Below are 21,168 nucleotides of genomic sequence, written 5' to 3'. Positions count from 1 at the left end.
TTCCATGACTGAAAAGAGCCCAGAAATGGGCTCTTTTTTCTTATACAGTCTATTATGAAAAACACCCTATACTTACTATTTACTTTCTTACTATTTCAGACGTCATTACATGCCCAAAAAAATGCTGAAGATTACCTTGGCTCTTGGTACACACTTGGTATTAATCATAGATTTACTGAACATTTCAGTATAACACCTTACGCTGAATTACACCTTTACGAACCAACTTCAAATTATAATTTAACCTTTGCTTCTTTAAATGGAAATTATCATTTAAAAGACAATCAAACCATAACCCTTGCTTATGCTTATCTAGATATTGATAGTGTTTTTGATACCGATAATAAGCCCAATACCATTGAGCATCGAATTTTAGAACAGTACGTTATTAAACATAAATTTAACGAAATAAACGTGCAACATCGCTTTAGATTAGAACAACGGTTTTTAGAAATGACGACTGGAAATGAAATGCAAAATCGTATTCGATACAGATTAAGCCTAAAGTATCCTCTCAATAAGACCTTCTATCTATCCTTAAAAGAAGAGCCTTTTGTAAATTTTCAAGATGAGGCATTTCATGAGAATCGTTTCTTTATAGGATTTGGCATCCATATTTTAAAAAACACACAGCTCAGTGTCGATTATTTTAAGCACCATATTAAAAATAATAACCTAAACCGAATTCAAATAGGCATAAGTATTAAAACTGATTCAAGACAACCTAAACCTCTTACAAATTAGCTATAGCCTGATTGATATCGCGTTTTAAATCTTTAGTTTCTTCAATACCCACAGAAAAGCGAATCAATTGATTATTTATACCAACAGCATCACGCTCGTCTTGGGTTAATAACGCATGTGATGTTAAATATGGAGACAACATTGTACTTTCAACTCCGGCTAAACTCATAGACGATTTAATGAGTTTTAATTGTTTCTGAAAAAGAAGAGCATCAATATCATCTATCAATTCAAAAGATAGCATGGCCCCAAATCCACTCATTTGAGATTTTGCCAGTTTATGCTCTGGGTGCGATTTTAAACCAGGATAATATACTTTTGAAATTTTAGGATGCTTCTCTAACCACTTAGCGAGTTTCATGGCATTCTTGGTTTGCGCTTTTACACGTAATCCTAAAGTTTTCATGCTTCGCTCTAACATCCAAACAGTCATATCACTTAAGCTTCCACCTAGATTTTTACCCACATTCCAAATGCGTTCCATATGCTCATTAGAGCTTGCGACCGCACCAGCCAAAATATCACTATGGCCACCAAAATATTTTGTTGCAGAATGCATTACCATATCAATCCCTAAGTCCATAGGATTTTGATTTACAGGCGAGGCAAACGTATTATCAATAGATGTTAAAATACCTTTAGATTTACCAAGTTCAGCAATGGCCTTAATATCTGTAATAGTTAGTAATGGATTTGAAGGAGTTTCAATATGAATCAATTTGGTATTAGGTTGTATGACGGCTTCAAAGTCTTCAACTTTATAACCGCTCGTAAAAGTATATTCTATACCATATTTGGGAAACTCTTCTTTTATAAAATTTAATGTACCTCCATACAACGTATTCTGAACCACCAAATGATCACCTTGTCTTAAAAATGCTAAAAACATGGTGCTAATCGCAGCCATACCAGAACCAAAAATCATAGCTGCTTCTGTATGTTCTAAAGCTGCAATTTTCTTGGATAAATGTTCTTGATTTGGAGTATTAAAATAACGCGGATACCGCTTTACATCCACATCTAAAAACTCATAAGACGAGCTTAAATACATTGGTGACACGGCACCTTTAAACTGTTCATCCTTTACTTCACCAATATGTGTGCAAATGGTATTTAAACCTAATTTCTTTTTAGACATAGCAAATAATTATAAGCTATAAATTTAAGGAAAAAGAAAACAAGTCTTCTGATATCCATCAATAAAAATGGGTTGACAATCTTTATGATTGTCAACCCATTTTAAATTTTAAAGACCTTACAATTATTTATAATACTTCTTATATTTCCTGTATGAGAAGAATCCAAGAATAGCTACAATCCCTACAGTTATTGCTATAAACTGAAAGCTTAATATTTGATCACCACTAGCGTAAGAATGTAATCCTGCGAGATAGAAATTAACCCCAAAATACGTCATAAGAATACTAGCAAAAGCAATGATTGACATTAGGTTATAAATCCATTTCCCTCTTAAACCTGGTACTAAGCGCATGTGGATTACAAAGGCATAAATCATAATACTAATAAGCGCCCAAGTTTCTTTTGGATCCCAACCCCAATAACGTCCCCAACTTTCGTTTGCCCACATACCACCAAGAAAGTTTCCGATGGTTAACATTACTAAACCAACCGTTAAAGCCATTTCGTTAATAATGGTTAACTCTTTAATGTTAATTAGCATGCGTTCTTTGTTTTCTTCTGTGGTAAAAATCATAAGAAATAAGACTACAACTCCTAATATCATACCTAAAGTAAATGGACCATAACTGGCTACGATTACCGAAACATGTATCATTAACCAATAGCCTTGTAATACAGGCTGAAGATTTGCAATGGCAGGATCCATCCAATTCCAATGTGCAATCATTAAGATCATTGCAGTCACAAATGCACCTGCCGCAACTGTTAAACTCGACGTTGTAATTTTACCTAAAGTCAATTTCTTTTTAGCTGAACTATCTTTTCTCCTAGTTACACCAACAATAAAACCGAAAAGCATAGTTGACCAAGCGACATAAATCATAGATTCATATGCATCACTCCAAGGGGCATGGCCAGATAAATACCATCTCCAAATTAAACCTAACGTATGCAGTACAAATAATAAAGCTACAATACCTAACAATACATTTATAACTGTTTTAATCCATGAACTTCTATACTTAAAAATCTGAATAATAATAAAAACAAACAATATTGCACCAGCATACATATACCAGCTATATAATCGTTTAAAAATATCGTAATCATTGTATAAGATTTCGGCATTAATTTTATCGTCGGTTAGCATCACTTCACTACCAAAACGCTGTTGTGTTTTTTTAATGCCTTTAAGTAGCTCTTCTGCTTTAGAGTAATCTCCTGTTTGTTTTGCATTATTCAGAGTTACTAAATAAGCACTAAAACCATTATTAATAAAGTTTCCGTACAGCGTATCTTCTATTTTTTCTCGATAATCTTGTTCTCTAAAATCTAATGACGAAATCCATTTATTATTTTCATCATTAGGAACAGGAAATATTTTAATAGAGCGTCCTTCTATAGCATTATACAGTAAATTAACTCTAGAATCGGCTTCCTTAACTTCTTTTTGAAAACCATTTGGCACCTGTGTTTTGTAGGCTTCTTCTAAATATGGAGCTAATTTATAACGACCTTCTGGTGTAAAATAATCTACGAGTCGTGAGTATTTTTCTTCATAATCTATACCTATTATAGATCGTATAGAATCTGCTTTTCTTGGTTTTAAATAAATGATTGGCACATTGTACCAAAGCATCGGACTTTCTTGAATAGATAAAAATACTTGATCAGCATCAAAATCTTCATAAACATCACTTTTGCTTAATTTACGAAGCATCTCAGAAGCATAGGTATGCATTGGCATCATACGACCACTATAATCTTGAATAACCATTTTTGAAAACTTGGCAGCATGCTCCTTAGGAGTAATATGTACACTCAGAATAGAATCTATTTGCTCTTTTCCTGTTTTCTTTTGGTGATCGTGACCATCATCGTCTGTATGGACTTGTGCAAAACCAGAAAAACTTAATAAAAGCAAAATCATGGTCATCATTTTTGCTTTCTTATCCTTTAACTTAGCCAACCTTTTTCGGATATCATCAAACCGAGTATTCTTCACGAATAAAATGGCCATCATAGATAAATACAATAATATATAACCAGTATAAGTAATGTACGTTCCCCAAAGATCGTGGTTTACAGAAAGTACGGTACCTTTTTCATCTGGATGGAAACTGGCCTGAAAAAAACGAAACCCTTTGTGATCTAAAACATGATTCATGTACACACGATAATCAAAATCACCAGTTTCTTTGTCTAAAACCGTTATTTTACTTTCATAAGACGAATAGGCTTTTTCTGTACCTGGATATTTTTCTGCTATAAAATCATTTAGTTTAATCTCAAAAGGCAACTTCAATATTTTAGGACCATATTGTAATGCCACTTCTAAGCCTCCGACTTTAAATTCCTTCATGGCTGTATAATTGCCTGGACCTCCAATAAGGCCTACTTGTTTTGTCTCACCATTTGCCGAAACACTCATGATAAGTCCGTCTGGATCTGCCTTAGTTTTTAAGAGCTCTGGTTTTTTTACAATTCCAAAATCTCCTTTTACAATAGGTTTAGGCATAACTAATTGCATATTACCAATAATATATCTAGACCTAAGTATTAATGGCTGTAAACTATCTTTAACCAACATACCCGTAACACGAGTTGCCATGGTCATATACTCGCCATCATAAGGAGATTGAATAAACAACCCTTCTTCGGTTTCTGTAATATTTATAGCGCCTTCTTGAAACTTATTTAAAGACACCAAAACGTTGTGAAGATTAGCAACTTTCCCGTCTTCTAAAAAGTGATTGTGAGGACCACTCTCACCTGCTTCAACTATTTTTAAATAGCGGTTTCCGGTCTCATTCGGAATAATATCTTCTTCTGCCCCTTTTATAAATTCTTCAAGTTTAATCGTAACTTCTGTATCACCATAATCGAACGTTTTTTCAAATTCATTATCTAAACGTGGAGAAAAATCGACGTGTTCTTCTATTCTTCGTTGTTGTAATTGACCATTAACTTGATAGTTTCCTAATATGCGTCCACCGAGATATGTTTTCTGAGAGAAAAATTCACTTTCAGTTGCGCCTTCTCTTATTGGCATCATACCTTCGTAACCAATATAGCGCGTTACAAATGCTCCAATAAGGATAAGAATAAAAGATAAATGCAGCGTTAATGTTGCCCATTTCTCTTTTTTATAAAGCCTGAACCTAAAAATATTACCAACAAAGTTAATAACAAAAAACACCATTATGGCTTCAAACCACCACGCATTATAAATTAATGTTCTGGTGTATGGTGTTGGAGAGGTATCCATATTTCTATCCAAAATAGTCCCTACTGCCATAGCAACGGCAAAGGCAATAAATAAGAAAGCAGTAAGTTTTGTAGAGAATAGGAAATTAGCGATTTTCTTTTGCATAGCATAGGCTTTTTAAGCTGTGCAAAGATATGTTTTTTTAATTATTCTTAGTTTCAGTTTTAGTACTAAAACATGTTAAAATTAGACACAAGAAACTATTTAACTTTTTAAATTTGATTTCAGCATTCTGTTTTGCTCTTCCATTAATTCTTTTAAATCAGATAGCAACTGAATATCTTTAGGTGTCACCACTGTTTTATCTTTAGAGTCTTGTGCTTTACTTCGTAGTCTATTCATGCCTTTAACAACTAAAAATACGGTAAATCCAATAATTAAAAAGTCTACAAAAACTTCTATAAGTTCTCCATATCCAATAGCGACTTCGCTCGTTGTAATTGCACCAGAAACATCAGTGATAGCATCTCTTAGAATAAGTTTTTTAGTATGAAAATTAACTCCATCTGTTAGTAAAGATAATGGTGGCATTAGCACATGTTTTACAAGCACATCAATGACTTTATTAAATGATGCTCCAATAATAATTCCGATGGCCATATCCATCATATTACCTTTAATTGCAAATTCCTTAAACTCTCTTAATAACCCCATACTTTTAATTGTTTCAAAAAAATAATTAATTGCAAATTTAAAAAGATGTGGATTATATTTAGGTATTTCGAGCTGCAAAAATATTCATATACATAAAGGTTCCCATTTTACGAGCACGACGTTTAGCATTCTCAGCATAATCGCCCTCAAACAATTCATTTATCGTTTCAAACCATAAATTTAACCACAAGCCAAAATGTAATTCGGTGATACTATGATTAAATGCTGCATCCACTTTGGTATGTGCTTCTAACGGGTTACCAAAATATTTAGTTTTCAGAAATAAACTCGATTCCCAAAACGTAGTGAGATGTTCTAAATGCTGATCCCAATCTTTAATGGTTTCATTGAAAAATGGGCCTAATTTTTCGTCTTTTCTTACCTTTTCGTAAAATTTAGAAACTAATAGGAATATGTCTTCTCTGTTTTTTATATCTGTTTTATTCATCATCTTATAATTTATATTGTCTCGATTGGAACAATTTGGTTTTTGATAGTTTGCTATAATTAAAATCTTGCATATTATATAGACATTGGTAATTACTCTAACTTATGTTACCAAATATTGTCTTCAAAAAAACCATTTCTACAATCAATTAATAATACATTTTTCGTCCCTTTAGGGACTTTATATTGGTAAAAAAACACCATTAAGTTATTGTGCCTTTAGGTACAAAATATATTTTAAACTAAAATTTCATAATACAGATTTTAAAATATAACGTTCATTAAATTCTACATCAAAATCCTTTAACAACATTAAATATTCTTCTTTAAACACAACCTTTTTGTGATGTTCTTCTTGATTTTTGATATAATTAATTATTCTAGGAACTTCAGATTTAGAATAAGAAAACGCACCATATCCAGATTGCCACGAAAATCTGCCATTAACAAAACCTTTATTATTTATCCATTTTGAAGAATCGTGTTTTACTTGCTTCATCAATTCAGATAATGACTGTGTTGGTCGCATTCCAAATAAAACATGAATATGGTCAGCCACTCCGTTAATTTGCAAAACCTTATGGTTGTTGTTTTTAAATATTCCTGTGATATACTTGTATAATTCGGCTTTCCAACTATCTCTAATTAAACTTTGCCGATTTTGAACCGCAAAAACGGCTTGGATATGAATTTGTGTATACGTGTTTGGCATTGCTCTAAATTATATGGTGTACCTAAAGGCACACTGGTTTATTATTGTAAACTAAAATCTACCCATCTTTTGTCCCTAATGGGACATATTTAATCGATGCATATGTAATATATAACCATAATAGCTTCCTTTTTACTTATCAATTTTTAGAATTACCCAAAGTTATCCTTTTAATCTCATTCTAGTGATTCTAAAATAAGAAATCTTAGTATTTTTACAGCATGATATCAGTAGTATTACTTGGTGCTGGCAATGTAGCCACACACTTATATAAAGCCTTTTCAAATTCTGAAAATATTTCGATTACACAATGGTATAATCGCACGCGAGCATCCATTTCGTCTTACGCCAATGACGTAGACATCACAGATTCATTAGACAAGTTAAAAGAAGCGGACATTTACATTATGGCGGTTAGCGATGATTGTATTGAGCAATTATCTATAGACCTACCATTTACAAATCGATTTGTGGTGCATACCTCTGGAAGCGTTGCCATGCACGATATAGATAAGAAAAACAAGATTGGAGTTTTCTATCCGTTGCAAACATTTTCTAAAGAGGCAGAAATAGATTTTAGCGAAGTCCCGATTTGTGTTGAAGTTTATGAAAAAGAAAACCTTCAGCTATTAATAGATTTAGCAAAAGCTGTTAATTGTAAGCCACATAAAATCACAACCGAACAACGTCAGACACTACATTTAGCCGCTGTTTTTGTTAATAATTTCACGAATCAACTCTATAGAATTGGTCATGAAATTTGCGAAACTAAAAATATAGAATTTGAAATCTTGCATCCTTTAATTGAAGAAACGGCAAAGAAAATTCAACACATGTCTCCGTTTATGGCACAAACAGGTCCTGCAAAACGGAATGATAAGAGAACTATAAAAAGACAACTTAAGCTAATTGAAAAAGAAGAGCATGAAGCGATTTACAAAATGCTTACTACTTCTATAAAAAAGACACATGGTATTCGATCTACTAGAATCAAAAGCCAGAAAAAAGAAAATTAACTATGAGCGACGATAAAAGTTACAAAGAATATTTAGCAGACATTACGACCTTCATTTTTGATGTTGATGGTGTGCTTACCGATGGTACAATCACTGTGACGACAGAAGGAGAAATGCTAAGAACCATGAATATTAAAGACGGATTTGCATTAAAAACAGCCATTGATGCCAATTTTAACCTCTGTATTATTTCTGGTGGCTCTAACGAAGGTGTACGTAAACGCTTAGCAGGATTAGGGATTAAAGATATTTTTCTAGGGGCACATAATAAAATTGAACAGCTTAACAGTTATTTGAATCAGCATAACATTTCAAAATCTCAAGTGTTGTATATGGGAGACGATATACCGGATTATCCTGTGATGAAATTAGTTGGTTTACCGTGTTGTCCTCAAGATGCTGTTCCCGAAATTAAAGCCATTTCAAAATACATTTCACATAAAAACGGAGGAAAAGGTGCCGTAAGAGATGTTGTTGAACAAGTGTTGAAAGTACAAGGCAAATGGAATGGAAATTTTGATGCTAAGTATGACTAGATATCTGGTAGTTGATTGTTGGTTGTTGGTTGTTGGTTGTTGGAAATAAAAATCGTATAAATTTTTAAAACATGTCAAGCGGAAGAAGACATAGCACAGGATTTGGATATATTGGTTTTGGTAATAGTCAGGCGACATTTAACCAAAGATCATCTACTCCTTTTTCTAAATACAAGGAAAAACTAGATCTTGAAGCCCATCTGCACTACAAAATGGATTTTTTGCATAAAGATTTAACCAAAGAAGACAAGCAAAAAATTAAAGACAAAATAAGACAGCAAGAACTCAAGCTTTTAAAAAAAACAGCATTTATTAGTATCATTATACTTATGATTGTTGCAGCTATAGCTTACTATTTAATTACTAAAATATTATCTCATTAACCTTCAAATGATTCACTTTCTTAATTTAATCCGTTGGAAAAATTTACTAATGATTGCTTTAGTGCAATACTTAATAAAATATGCCCTTTTATTACCTTTTCAACAAAGTCATGGTGTACTTATTACGTTAAGTGACTTTAACTTTTTCCTTTTAGTATTAGCCACAGTTTGTATTGCAGCTGGAGGGTATGTTATTAATGATATTTATGATGTTGAGACCGATACAATCAATAAACCAAACCGGTTAATTATTAATAAACACATCTCAGAAAAAAGTGCAAACACAATCTTTATTGTTCTAAACGTCATTGGAGTCGGCTTAGGTTTTTATTTATCTAATGGTATTGGAAAACCCGAATTTTTCGCCATCTTTTTCATGACGTCCGCACTACTCTATATGTACGCTTCATATCTCAAACAAATTGCCGTTGTTGGTAATGTTGTGGTTTCCATTATCGTATGTTTGAGTATTTTATTAGTTGGTATTTTTGAGTTAATTCCCGCTATGACGGACAACAACAAAGCTATTCAATCTACATTTTTAAACATTATTAGAGACTATGCCTTTTTTGCTTTTATGATTAATTTGATACGAGAAGTCGTAAAAGACATTGAAGATATTGATGGAGATTACAAAGCCGGAATTCAAACATTACCTATTCTTTTAGGGAGAGAACGCACCTCAAAGATTGTCTTTATACTCTCATTAATTCCTATATTTTCTATAGTCTATTATGTGATTACCTATTTGTTTAAGCAACAACTAGTCGTTGGTTATTTTTTAATTTTAGTTGTGGCTCCATTAATTTATGTGAGTATAAAATTGTTTAGTGCTGAAAACAACGCACAATACAAGCATATTAGTTTAGTCCTAAAACTAGTTATGCTTACTGGTATGTTATCCTTATTACTTTATAAATTTATTATCCTAAACTAAAATGTTAAACGACAAACTCAACGATTTTAATATTATCCTGGCTTCAGCGTCACCGCGTCGTCATGCGTTTTTAAAGGAAATGCATCTCGATTTCGAAATTCAGTTAAAACCCGTTGAGGAAATTTATCCAAGTGATTTAAAAAAAGAAGAAATCACCGATTATTTAGCAAAATTGAAAGCTGAACCGTTTTTAGAAGATCTTCAACATAACGCTATCGTAATCACCAGTGATACTATCGTTTGGTTAGACGATAAAGCAATTGGAAAACCTAAAGATGAAGCCGATGCTTTCAACATGATAAAATCGTTAAGCAATAAAACACACGAGGTGGTGACGTCAATCTGTTTCACGCAAAAAACGGGACAACACCTCGTTAACACCATTACCAAAGTAACATTTAAAGCCTTAACCGACGAGGAGATTCAACATTACGTTAGCATCTATAAACCATTAGATAAAGCTGGGGCTTATGGCATACAAGAATGGATTGGCGCTATTGGAATTACGAGTATTGAAGGCTCTTATAATAACGTTGTTGGCTTGCCTACTCATTTACTTTACAAAACGTTAAATACCATTGCAGACCGTAATTAGAGTCTTATCTTTATTGTACACTATTATTCGTTTTGTTGTGCTTAATTTTCGTGAGCTACAGCGTCTAAAAACACTTGATAATTATGATAAAACTCAAACCTCTTTTTGCAATACTTACAGTTATTTCAATCTTTACGTCTTGTAAAGAAAAACCAGTTACAACTACAGAGACGCAAATAACTTCAGAATCTGAAACTGAAGTCTTAGAACCCAAAACAAAACTCACAGCCGATTTTAAAAATTATTGGTATAATGGTGAAGCTGAAATCACGTCTTATAAACTAGAACAAGCGCGCTATGGCGAAATTAGAGAAGGCACAGCTGTTTTGGTATTTGTAACCGAAGATTTTTTACCAGATGCTCAGGTTAAAGCCGACAATTATAATGAAAACAACATTCCTGTTTTAAAACTAAATGCAACTAAAAACTTCAATACGGGTATTTATCCGTATTCCATAATGCAGAGTACATTTTACCCTGTAGCCAATAATCAACATGCTTTAAAAATTTCAGCATCGGTTCAAGAATGGTGCGGACATGTTTACACGCAATTAAATAATCGTGATGCCTTTGAAGTGCAATCGCATTCGTATTTTCAAGGTGAAGCTGATGAAAACCTAAAACTAGACAAAGCTTGGACCGAAAACGAATTGTGGACCAAGTTAAGAATCGATCCTAAAAGTCTTCCTGTGGGTCAAATAGAACTGATTCCTTCTTTAGAATCTTTGCGACTAAATCATGAAGAGTTAAAGGCTTATGAAGCTATCACAAAACTAGAAACCAATAGTTACACCATATCATTTCCAGAATTAAATCGAACCCTAAAAATTAATTTTAATCCTAATTTTCCGTTTGATATTCTAGGCTGGGAAGAAACTACAGTTAAAGAGTCAGGCACATCTACCGAAACCTTAACGACAAAAGCTTCGAAATTAGCAAGTATAAAATCTGACTATTGGAACAAAAAAAGCAATTCAGATATCAACCTTAGAGAAACTTTAAAATTGCAATAATCTTCATAGATTCTGAATTATATTTGTGACGTAAAATACCCCCTAAATGAATTCAATATTTCATAATTATCAAGATCAAATTTTATATTCAACTATACTATTAATTACATTATTTATTATTAGAAAAATAATAGTAATTACTGTAAAGAAAATAGGAAGAAAAAGTGGTACGACAGAAGCAAGAGCAGGTTTAATAGGTCGTTATGCTACCGTTACACTAGTACTTATTGCTATCCTTCTAGAGACCTTTATTCTTGGTGCAGAAACACGAGATATTACGCTTGTATTCTCTTCTGTTTTTGCCGTAATTGGTATTGCTCTTTTTGCAATTTGGTCTATTTTAAGCAACATTACATCTGGAATCATTATGTTTTTTTCCTTTCCATATAAAGTTGGAGATAAAATAAAGATTCACGATAAAGATGATTCTATCATAGGGATTATCGAAGATATTAGAGCATTTCAAATTCATCTTAAAGACGAAAAAGGAGATTTAGTAACTTACCCTAATAATCTAATTCTACAAAAAGCTGTAACTTTATTGCAAAAGGATGCTTTGGATGATCAATTAGATGATAGCAGTATTTTATAACCTATGCGAAAAAAAACGATAAAAAAACGTACTCATAATTACAAAAAACACATAGGAAAAGCACCTGGCACTTTAGTGTACACAGGAAAGAAAACGGAAAAACAACTTCAAATAGAATGTTTCGATTATACGAAAGACAGTTTAAACGAAAGTGTTTTAACCAATATAGAAGATGCCAGATCGTACAAGGAAACCGATTCTGTAACTTGGATAAATATTGATGGCCTAAACTCGCTTAGTGAAATCGAAAACATTGGCAAACAATACGATTTACACCCACTTGTTTTAGAAGATATTGTAAATACTACACAGCGTCCTAAAATTGACGAATACGATGACTATCTTTTTGTTGTTCTCAAAATGCTGTACTACGACGCGGATGAAAACGTCGTTATAGAGCAAGTAAGTTTAATCTTAGGAAAAAATTATGTGTTGTCTTTTCAGGAGTCTGAAGGAGATGTGTTTGATACGGTTAGAGATCGCATTAGACTTGGTAATGGGCGGATTAGAGGTTTAAAATCTGATTATTTATTATACGCCTTAATTGATGCGGTTGTCGATCATTATTTTAGTATTATAGAAACCCTTGGCAATAAAATTGAAGATTTAGAAAACGACTTGTTTGAAGGTCATGCCAAAGACAATATTAACATTGAAGTCCAACAATTAAAGCGTGAAATCTTAAAGGTACGTCGTGCTATTTTCCCGCTTCGCGAAATAATAAATCGCATAGAAAAGGGAGAACACCCACTAATTTACAAACGCACAATCACTTATTACCGAGATATTTACGATCACTTAATTCAAGTATCTGAAAACATCGATATTTATCGCGAGATGATTTGGAGTTTAATGGATATGTACATGTCAACCATTAGCAATCGTATGAATGAAGTAATGAAAGTACTCACTATAATTTCTACCATATTCATTCCATTAACCTTTCTCGCAGGTATTTACGGAATGAATTTTGACAACATCCCAGAACTGCATTACAAATACAGTTATTTTATTCTATTGGCCGTAATGTTTGTAATGCTGATTTTGATGCTGATTTATTTTAAACGTAAGAAGTGGTTGTAAAAATAATATGTGCATACCATCAACATCATGTGTTGTCATTTTAAGTAAAACTACAACCAAAAAAAAGACACATGAATAAATTAACCCAATGGTTTTTAAAATTACCTCCATTTAAAATTTTTCTGTTGCTTCTTTTAGGAATTCCAATCTATATCTGGTGGTTTTCAATAATATATCAGCTGGATAAAAAGGTCAATGAACCATCAAACAATTTAAAATTTTGGTTCGTTAGTGGTTTAACTATTTATCCTATTATTTATGTGCTTTATATGTTTTTTACATTTTCATTTTTTATTCCCTTAATGCCGTTTCATTTATTAGCAATACTATGTGGTTTTATATTAATGATTTTAACTGCAAAAAGTTATGTGAATTTCGAAAAGAAAAAAGGGTGTTCTACTCATAGTGTTTTTGAAGTATTTTTGATGCTTTGGTTCTATATAATTTGCGTGTGGTCACTACAACGTAATTTGAATAAATATGTCACTGAAATCCCAACACAAAACTAAAAATTCCAAGTCACGAACATTTCAACCGTTAAACAAAACCTAAAAAAAAGGAATAAGTTACTATCTTTTCTATATTTGAAACACATCTAACTAATAACCTCATGTACCAACTTAGACTCTGTCTATTGCTTTTTATAAGCTCCATCGTTTCATTACAAGCACAACAATCAAAAAAATACAATTCTTCAGACATTTATGATGCCGTTCAAAAACTCAATGTTTTAGGATCAGTACTCTATATAGCGGCTCATCCGGATGATGAAAACACACGCTTAATTTCATACATGTCTAACGAAGTAAAAGCGCGCACCGCTTACTTATCATTAACACGTGGAGATGGAGGCCAAAACCTTATTGGTCCAGAAATAAGAGAGCTTTTAGGGGTTATTAGAACTCAAGAATTATTAGCAGCGAGACGTGTCGATGGAGGCGAACAACGCTTTACAAGAGCCAATGATTTTGGGTATTCTAAGCATCCAGATGAAACTTTAGAAATATGGAATAAAGATGACGTTTTAGCAGACGTTGTTTGGGCGATTAGAGAATTTAAACCCGATGTTATCATTAACCGTTTTGACCAAAGAAGAGCTGGTGAAACTCATGGTCATCATACCGCTTCTGCAATGTTAAGTATGGAAGCTTTTGATATAGCCAATGATGCTTCAAAATATCCATCACAATTACAATTAACTCAACCATGGCAACCAAAACGCTTATTTTACAACACCTCTTGGTGGCGTTATGGAAGTCAAGAAGCGTTTGATAAACTAGACAAGAGTAACATGCTTTCTTTTGATGTTGGTGTCTACTATCCTTCTAAAGGCATGTCTAATAACGAAGTTGCTGCTTTAGCGAGTAGCCAACATTTGTGTCAAGGCTTTGGTCGTTTATTACAACGTGGTTCTCAAGAAGAATACATTGAGTTTTTAAAAGGAGCCCCCTTAAACAATAGCGACGATATTTTTGAAGGTATCGACACCTCTTGGAATCGTGTTGAAGGCGGAAAAGCCATTGGAAACATTCTAAAAACGATTGAAACTAATTTCGACTTTAAAAATCCAGCGTCACATGTACCACAACTTTTAGAAGCTTATAAATTACTTCAAAGTTTAAAAGACGAGCATTGGAAAACAGTTAAAACAAAAGAACTTAAAACAATTATTGAGGCTTGTACGGGGTTATATTTAGAAGTTTCAGCTAATACACCAAATGCAGCACCAAATTCTAGTGTAACATTAAACATGGAAGTTTTAAACCGTAGCACTGCAAATATTGATTTGGTGTCTTACAACCTTTCAACATTATCAACAGGAGTTTCTAAAAGCATGCCGTTAACTTCCAATCAAAAATTAAATTTCGAAGAAGGTATTACCATTCCTAACAACAGCACTTACACCACACCGTATTGGCTAAACAACAAAAGTACATTAGGCATGTACAACGTAAAAGATCAAAATTTAATTGGCTTACCAGAAACACCAAGAGCTGTTTTTGTAGATTTTAATCTATTGATTGAAGGCACACCAATTACGATAACAAAACCTGTTGTATATCGCTATTCTAAGCCAGATAAAGGTGAATTGTATCGTCCTTTCGAAATCATACCTATCGTTTCAGCAAGTCTAAGTGATGAAGTTTATATTTTTGAAAACGATCACCAAAAAGAAATAGAAGTCACTGTAAAAGCGGGTAAAGACAATATTGACGGTTTTGTACAAATGGCTTACCCTAAAGACTGGCAAGTCTTTCCCCTAAAACAAAAAATTAAAATCACCAATAAAGGCGACATTCAAAAAGTGGTATTCACGGTTATTCCTCCAAAAAATCAAAGCGAAGGTTTAATTACACCAATGGTAAATATTGATGGGGAATTTTATACCGACGAAATTATAGAAATCGATTATCCACATATTCCATACCAGACGGTTTTAATACCTAGCGAAAGCAAAGTGGTACGATTAGATATTAAAATAAAAGGTGCTAGTATTGGTTATATTGAAGGAGCTGGTGATGTAGTCCCTGAAAGTTTAAGACAAATTGGATACGACGTTACCATTATTAAACCCGAACAAATTTCTCCAGAAAACCTTGACGATTTCGATGCCATTGTAGTCGGTATTAGAGCTTACAATATTGTGGAAGACTTAATATTTAAACAACGTTTTTTATTAGATTATGTTAAAGAAGGGGGCAACTTAATCATTCAATACAATACCAGTAGAGGTGTAAAAGTCGATAATTTAGCGCCTTACGATTTACAATTATCTAGAGATCGTGTTACAGATGAAAATGCTTTGATCAACATCTTAGAACCTAACCATCCGATTCTGAATTTCCCTAATAAAATAGGCCGTCAAGATTTTGAAGGTTGGGTACAAGAACGTGGTTTGTACTTTCCCGATAAATGGTCTAAAGAGTTTACTCCATTATTGGCTTCTAACGATAAAGGAGAAAATTCGAAAGAAGGTGCTCTACTAGTTGCAAAATACGGTAAAGGAAACTATATTTACACAGGTCTCAGTTTCTTTAGGGAATTTCCGGCAGGAGTTCCAGGTGCATACAGACTTTTTGCTAATTTGCTATCTGCAGGTAAACAAGAATCTCATACACTTAAAAACTAAGGAAATAAGATTTAACAACTAACTAACAACCAACTAATGAGCAACCAAAACCAACCACAGACAAAACAAAAATGGAGTAAAATGTATACAGCGGTGTTAATTGCTAATGCACTTTATATTGTCTTATTTTATTTTATTACAGCTTCATTCGCATAACAACAAATAATGCAGCAAACTTTAGATTGGATTGATTGGGCGGTTTTAATAGTAACATTAGCAACAATTGTTGGTTATGGAACTTGGAAAACCAGAGGTCGCAAAAATGCACAAGATTACATAAAAGGCGGTAATACTTCTAAATGGTGGACGATTGGTCTATCTGTAATGGCAACCCAAGCAAGTGCAATTACATTCCTTTCTACAACAGGTCAGGCTTTTTCTGATGGTATGGGATTTGTTCAATTTTATTTTGGACTTCCAATTGCCATGGTTATTATCTGCTTGGTATTTATTCCAATTTATCATCGGCTTAAAGTTTACACGGCCTACGAGTTTTTAGAAAATCGATTCGACCTTAAAACCCGAAGTTTAACAGCCATCCTCTTTTTAATTCAACGTGGATTGGCAGCCGGAATTACAATTTTCGCTCCTGCCATTATTCTTTCTGTGGTCTTAGGATGGAATATTGTGACACTCAACATCATAATTGGTCTTTTAGTTATTATCTACACCGTTTCTGGTGGAACCAAAGCCGTAACCGTAACTCAGAAACAGCAGATGTTTGTCATTTTTGCTGGTATGATAGCCGCTTTATTTATTATCATTAATCTAATTCCTGAGGAAGTTTCTTTTATAGATGCCATTGATATTGCTGGTGCAACAGGAAAAATGCAAGTCTTAGATTTTTCATTCGATTTAGAAAATAGATATACCGTTTGGACCGGGTTAATAGGTGGTACATTTTTAATGCTCTCCTACTTTGGAACTGACCAAAGCCAAGTACAGCGTTATCTTTCTGGTAAATCCATGAAAGAAATGCAAATGGGTTTATTGTTTAATGGGATGTTAAAAGTACCGATGCAATTCTTTATTTTGCTTGTCGGTGTGATGGTATTTGTGTTTTATCAATTTAATCCTTCACCATTAAATTTTATAGACAAATCTGAACAAACTGTTTTAGCTTCTGAATATGGTGACAATTACAGAGCACTTCAAGATAAGCAAACCACATTATTTACCGAAAAGCAAAAGGTGAGTTTGGCATTATCTAAAAGTGAAGATGATCGTTTAAAAAACAGATTATTTCAACTCGATAGTATTGAAAAAACCTACCGTTCTGAATCCAAATTTTTAATTAAAAAAGCTATAGACACTGAATATACAGCGACATACAACACACTTAAAAATGAAGTAGACGCTTTACAATCTAACCCTGAAAGCGAAGCCTATCTCATAAAATCAGCAGCGCTAACAGCATTATATAAAGATGCCGCTAAAGACACACAAACCAATGACAGAGATTATATGTTCATTCGGTTTATTTTAAATAATTTACCAACAGGCTTAATTGGTCTATTATTAGCTGTTATTCTATCTGCAGCGATGTCATCAACAGCATCAGAAATTAATGCCCTTGCAACGATTACAGCTATTGATTTATATGGCAGAAACCAAAAAGAGGACAAAGGAGAAGAACACACGGTAAAAATGACCAAATGGTTTACGTTTGGTTGGGGAATTGTAGCCATAATTATTGCCTGCTTTGCAGATCTTGCTGAAAATTTAATTCAGTTAGTTAACATTATCGGTTCTATTTTCTACGGAAATGTTCTAGGTATATTCCTACTCGCTTTCTTCTTTAAATACATTAAAGGAAATGCCGTATTTATTGGTGCATTAATTACACAAGCTATAGTTGTTATCGGTTGGTGGTTAGATTGGATGCCTTACTTATGGCTCAATTTATTTGGCTGCGTAGTTGTGATAACAATAGCTAATCTATTACAAGTACTATCACCTAAAAAAGCTGCATAATGGATAGTAAAACTATTAATTGGGGAATTATTGGTGCAGGAAAAATAGCCGGTAAATTTGCTACCGATTTAAATACGGTTTCAAATTCCAAACTTTATGCTATTGCATCTCGAAACCTAGAAAAGGCGAAGCTATTCGGTCAAGAATATCAAGCAACGATTGCTTACGGGAGCTACGAAGACTTAGTTTCAGACTCTAATATCGACGCGATTTACATTGCGACACCTCATAGTTTTCATAAAGCACATACGGTGTTATGTCTCAACCATAATAAAGCGGTTTTATGTGAAAAGCCGTTTGCTATGAATTTGGAAGAAGTCGAGGACATGATTCAGCTTTCAAAAGAGAAAAACACGCTTTTAATGGAAGCACTATGGACTATTTTTCTGCCACATTATAAATATGTTTTAGACGTACTTCAAAAAAAGCATTTCGGTAATGTTGTAAAGCTTGAAGCTGATTTTGGGTTCCACCCAACCTATAACGAAACTTCTAGAGTTTTTGACAAATCCGTTGGAGGTGGAAGTTTATTGGACATAGGAATTTATCCTGTTTTTGCTGCCTTATCTACATTAGGAGAACCAAATACTATTGAAGCGAAAGCTCAGTTTTTCGATTCTGGAGCAGATTCAGAATGCAATATTACTTTTCAATATGAAAACTCCAAAGCCGTATTAAAAAGCACACTGTTGCAAGAAACCAATACAGAAGCCATCTTTCATTGTGAAAACGGAACTATAAAAATTAATGGTCGTTTTCACGAACCATCATCTGTAACCCTAATTGATCATTTAGGGAATTCTGAATTAAAAGAATTCGATACTAAAACGATTGGGTATAGTTATGAGATTGAACATTTTAATCAACTCATAAGAGATGATAAAACAGAAAGTGATATGATGACTTTTGAAAAAAGTAAGCTATTGATTAGCACTCTAGATAAAATTAGATCATTAATCGGTTTAGAATATAGCTAATCTCAATTTTATACAAAATGAAAAACGCAACACTTTGGTTTACTATGAGTAACAAAAATGTTGCGTTTTTTTATGTATAAAGAACTAAAGGCTAAAAGCCTATGAATTACTTAGATCCCCATTCTTTTAGAGAGTCTTCATTCATTTTAACGTAGTCTTCATTTTTAGCTTCTTTAGAAGCTGCCAATGATTTTTTTGCAATCGCAATAGCTTCCTTCTTGTTTCCAGCTTTAGCGTAGATTAAAGATTGCTTACGTAATTGCCAAAATGTTGGCTCTTTAGTCATTGACATAGACTTATCAATCCACTCTTTTGCTTTATTAATATCTTTACCTTCTTCTAAATTATATACTGCCGCAGCGTAATAATCGTTTGCAGAAGGGCCTGCCATTACTTTATCAATTGCAGCAGATACTGCTTTGTCAGTAGGTACTTTAAACTCTACACCAACATAAGTTTTCTCCCACATGATACCAATTACAGCAGAACTACTAGTAATATCATCAATAGAAATTGTAAACGATTGAATATCCATTTCGATAGGATAAACTGGTGTTGTAACACGTGCAGCTACTTTAGACTCATCTAATTCAGCTGGCGCACCACCTGCAGCATATTCTGTATAGAAAACAACATCCCAAGTTTTAGCCTGTGGTATTGTTAAAATAGCATAAGTTCCTGCTTTTAATTCTTTTCCTCCAATAGTAACATCATTGCTAAATGTAATCTTAGTTCTTCCATTTGCTCCAGTTCTCCATACTTTTCCATAAGGTACTAGGTCTCCAAAAATGGTTCTTCCGCGCATAGCTGGACGCGAATATTCAATAGCTACATCTGTTAAACCAACAACTTGCTCAATTTTAGCTGCAGGACTAGGCTGTGGTGTTTCAATTTGTGCATTTACCGAAAACATTAAAGTTAAGGCAAATGTAAAAAGTACTAATTTCTTCATTTTTTTTAGTGTTAAGTGTTGTTAATTATTAAATGTAAAATTACGACTTAACAAAAGCTAGATATGTTAATGAAATCTTAAAATCAAATAGATATAAGCTTTAACAGAAAAAATAATTAATCAAATTATTTGAAACTACATCCTTTAATCGTAATATTGCAATATAATAATATAATGAATTATGGGATTGACTAAAACAGAGATTTTTACATTAGAGCAAAATCAAATTTCTAGCATAGCTAAAGTTTTTGGACATCCGGCGAGAGTGGCTATTCTTCAACATTTGTTTAAAATAGATTCTTGTATTTGTGGTGATCTCGTGGATGAAATTGGATTAGCACAGCCGACAATCTCTCAACATTTAAAAGAATTAAAAAAAATAGGACTTATAAAAGGAAACATTACAGGCACTAGCATTTGCTATTGTATAGATAAAGAGAATTGGTCTAACATGAAAACAACTCTAACCGCTTTTCTAGATCAAGACCTTGAAGACTCTAATACCTGTTGTTAAATAGAATTAAAATAGATACTTATGAAACTATCAGAAATTAAATCAAAATTAAAAGCATTAGACACCATAGCATTTCAATTACCAAACGGCACCTTAGTACCAAATCACTTTCACGTGACGGAAGTTGGTAAAATATCGAAACATTTTATTGATTGTGGTGGCACTGTAAGAACGGAGAATGTAGCCAACTTTCAATTGTGGGAAACTGATGATTACGATCACCGATTACATCCTGAAAAATTACTTAATATCATAGAACTCTCTGAAAAAGTCTTAGAAATTGAAGACTTAGAAATTGAAGTTGAATACCAAGGAGATACTATTGGGAAATATGGATTAGACTTTGACGGCACAAATTTTTTATTGACTTCAAAGTTGACCGATTGTTTAGCAAAAGATAAATGTGGTATTCCTGAACAGAAGCCAAAACTTAAGTTTTCAGATTTACAAAATGAAGGTCCGTCTTGTGCTCCAGGTTCTGGCTGTTGTTAACCTACTAAA

21 protein-coding genes are annotated in these 21,168 nt (G+C 33.1%); 15 read left to right on the top strand and 6 right to left on the bottom strand.

All coding sequences use genetic code 11. The annotated features are described in order from the left end of the window. The first annotated feature begins 54 nt into the window (after window positions 1–54). Window positions 55–744, top strand: coding sequence for a DUF2490 domain-containing protein (locus BLT80_RS08205; RefSeq protein ID WP_092467138.1), 690 nt, complete (start codon window positions 55–57; stop codon window positions 742–744). Here BLT80_RS08205 and BLT80_RS08200 read toward each other — a convergent pair. The 5 genes from BLT80_RS08200 to tnpA all read right to left on the bottom strand — a co-directional run bounded on the left by BLT80_RS08200 (window position 734) and on the right by tnpA (window position 6,965). Further along, window positions 734–1,882 (bottom strand): trans-sulfuration enzyme family protein, encoded by a 1,149-nt coding sequence (locus tag BLT80_RS08200; RefSeq protein ID WP_092467137.1) that lies wholly within the window; start codon window positions 1,880–1,882, stop codon window positions 734–736. The genes BLT80_RS08205 and BLT80_RS08200 overlap by 11 nt on opposite strands. A gap of 123 nt (window positions 1,883–2,005) precedes the next feature. Then, window positions 2,006–5,257: a cytochrome c biogenesis protein CcsA gene (gene ccsA, locus BLT80_RS08195; RefSeq protein WP_092467136.1), complete on the bottom strand. Its 3,252-nt coding sequence runs from the start codon at window positions 5,255–5,257 to the stop codon at window positions 2,006–2,008. A gap of 99 nt (window positions 5,258–5,356) precedes the next feature. Beyond that, the gene (gene mscL, locus BLT80_RS08190) at window positions 5,357–5,806 is read right to left on the bottom strand and encodes a large conductance mechanosensitive channel protein MscL (protein ID WP_092467135.1); all 450 of its coding nucleotides are present in this window, start codon (window positions 5,804–5,806) and stop codon (window positions 5,357–5,359) included. 58 nt (window positions 5,807–5,864) lie between these two features. Beyond that, window positions 5,865–6,254 carry a group III truncated hemoglobin gene (locus BLT80_RS08185; protein ID WP_092467134.1) on the bottom strand — a complete coding sequence of 130 codons (390 nt, stop codon included), beginning with the start codon at window positions 6,252–6,254 and terminating at the stop codon, window positions 5,865–5,867. Between the two features lie 249 nt (window positions 6,255–6,503). Beyond that, window positions 6,504–6,965, bottom strand: a complete 462-nt coding sequence (tnpA, locus tag BLT80_RS08180) for an IS200/IS605 family transposase (protein ID WP_092467133.1) — start codon at window positions 6,963–6,965, stop codon at window positions 6,504–6,506. Between the two features lie 221 nt (window positions 6,966–7,186). On the opposite strand from tnpA, the gene BLT80_RS08175 reads away from it, so the two are divergent. The 12 genes from BLT80_RS08175 to BLT80_RS08120 all read left to right on the top strand — a co-directional run bounded on the left by BLT80_RS08175 (window position 7,187) and on the right by BLT80_RS08120 (window position 19,201). After that, window positions 7,187–7,981, top strand: a complete 795-nt coding sequence (locus tag BLT80_RS08175; RefSeq protein WP_092467132.1) for a Rossmann-like and DUF2520 domain-containing protein — start codon at window positions 7,187–7,189, stop codon at window positions 7,979–7,981. A 2-nt stretch (window positions 7,982–7,983) separates the two neighbouring features. Beyond that, a complete protein-coding gene (locus BLT80_RS08170; RefSeq protein WP_092467131.1) occupies window positions 7,984–8,517 on the top strand; it encodes a KdsC family phosphatase in 534 nt (177 codons plus the stop codon). A gap of 71 nt (window positions 8,518–8,588) precedes the next feature. Further along, complete coding sequence (locus tag BLT80_RS08165; RefSeq protein WP_092467130.1) at window positions 8,589–8,900, top strand: hypothetical protein; 312 nt, start codon at window positions 8,589–8,591, stop codon at window positions 8,898–8,900. A gap of 7 nt (window positions 8,901–8,907) precedes the next feature. Further along, a complete protein-coding gene (locus BLT80_RS08160) occupies window positions 8,908–9,837 on the top strand; it encodes a geranylgeranylglycerol-phosphate geranylgeranyltransferase (protein ID WP_092467129.1) in 930 nt (309 codons plus the stop codon). Between the two features lies 1 nt (window position 9,838). After that, entirely contained in the window at window positions 9,839–10,432 is a 594-nt protein-coding gene (locus BLT80_RS08155; protein WP_092467128.1) for a Maf-like protein, read from the top strand. Window positions 10,433–10,515: 83 nt separating this feature from the next. After that, window positions 10,516–11,445, top strand: coding sequence for a septum formation inhibitor Maf (locus BLT80_RS08150; protein WP_092467127.1), 930 nt, complete (start codon window positions 10,516–10,518; stop codon window positions 11,443–11,445). 46 nt (window positions 11,446–11,491) lie between these two features. Further along, complete coding sequence (locus BLT80_RS08145) at window positions 11,492–12,037, top strand: mechanosensitive ion channel domain-containing protein (protein ID WP_092467126.1); 546 nt, start codon at window positions 11,492–11,494, stop codon at window positions 12,035–12,037. Between the two features lie 3 nt (window positions 12,038–12,040). Beyond that, window positions 12,041–13,120 (top strand): magnesium/cobalt transporter CorA, encoded by a 1,080-nt coding sequence (gene corA / locus BLT80_RS08140; RefSeq protein WP_092467125.1) that lies wholly within the window; start codon window positions 12,041–12,043, stop codon window positions 13,118–13,120. Window positions 13,121–13,191: 71 nt separating this feature from the next. Continuing rightward, on the top strand, window positions 13,192–13,629 hold the full coding sequence (locus BLT80_RS08135) for a hypothetical protein (protein WP_092467124.1): 438 nt from the start codon (window positions 13,192–13,194) through the stop codon (window positions 13,627–13,629). Window positions 13,630–13,730: 101 nt separating this feature from the next. Further along, a complete protein-coding gene (locus BLT80_RS08130; protein WP_092467123.1) occupies window positions 13,731–16,250 on the top strand; it encodes a PIG-L family deacetylase in 2,520 nt (839 codons plus the stop codon). Window positions 16,251–16,415: 165 nt separating this feature from the next. Then, complete coding sequence (locus tag BLT80_RS08125; protein ID WP_092467122.1) at window positions 16,416–18,224, top strand: sodium:solute symporter family protein; 1,809 nt, start codon at window positions 16,416–16,418, stop codon at window positions 18,222–18,224. Then, window positions 18,224–19,201, top strand: a complete 978-nt coding sequence (locus BLT80_RS08120) for a Gfo/Idh/MocA family protein (protein ID WP_092467121.1) — start codon at window positions 18,224–18,226, stop codon at window positions 19,199–19,201. Before BLT80_RS08125 ends, BLT80_RS08120 begins: the two co-directional genes overlap by 1 nt. A 106-nt stretch (window positions 19,202–19,307) precedes the next feature. Here BLT80_RS08120 and BLT80_RS08115 read toward each other — a convergent pair whose 3' ends face one another. Further along, window positions 19,308–20,153: a DUF2911 domain-containing protein gene (locus BLT80_RS08115; protein WP_092467120.1), complete on the bottom strand. Its 846-nt coding sequence runs from the start codon at window positions 20,151–20,153 to the stop codon at window positions 19,308–19,310. Between the two features lie 181 nt (window positions 20,154–20,334). Between BLT80_RS08115 and BLT80_RS08110 the strand changes: the two genes are divergently transcribed. Both BLT80_RS08110 and BLT80_RS08105 read left to right on the top strand, forming a co-directional pair. Continuing rightward, on the top strand, window positions 20,335–20,667 hold the full coding sequence (locus BLT80_RS08110; protein ID WP_092467119.1) for an ArsR/SmtB family transcription factor: 333 nt from the start codon (window positions 20,335–20,337) through the stop codon (window positions 20,665–20,667). Window positions 20,668–20,688: 21 nt separating this feature from the next. Then, on the top strand, window positions 20,689–21,159 hold the full coding sequence (locus BLT80_RS08105) for a DUF6428 family protein (protein ID WP_092467118.1): 471 nt from the start codon (window positions 20,689–20,691) through the stop codon (window positions 21,157–21,159). Window positions 21,160–21,168 lie beyond the last annotated feature (9 nt).

This window comes from Winogradskyella thalassocola (assembly GCF_900099995.1).
GTDB classification, from domain to species: domain Bacteria; phylum Bacteroidota; class Bacteroidia; order Flavobacteriales; family Flavobacteriaceae; genus Winogradskyella; species Winogradskyella thalassocola.
This window is presented reverse-complemented; position numbering and strand designations above follow the sequence as displayed.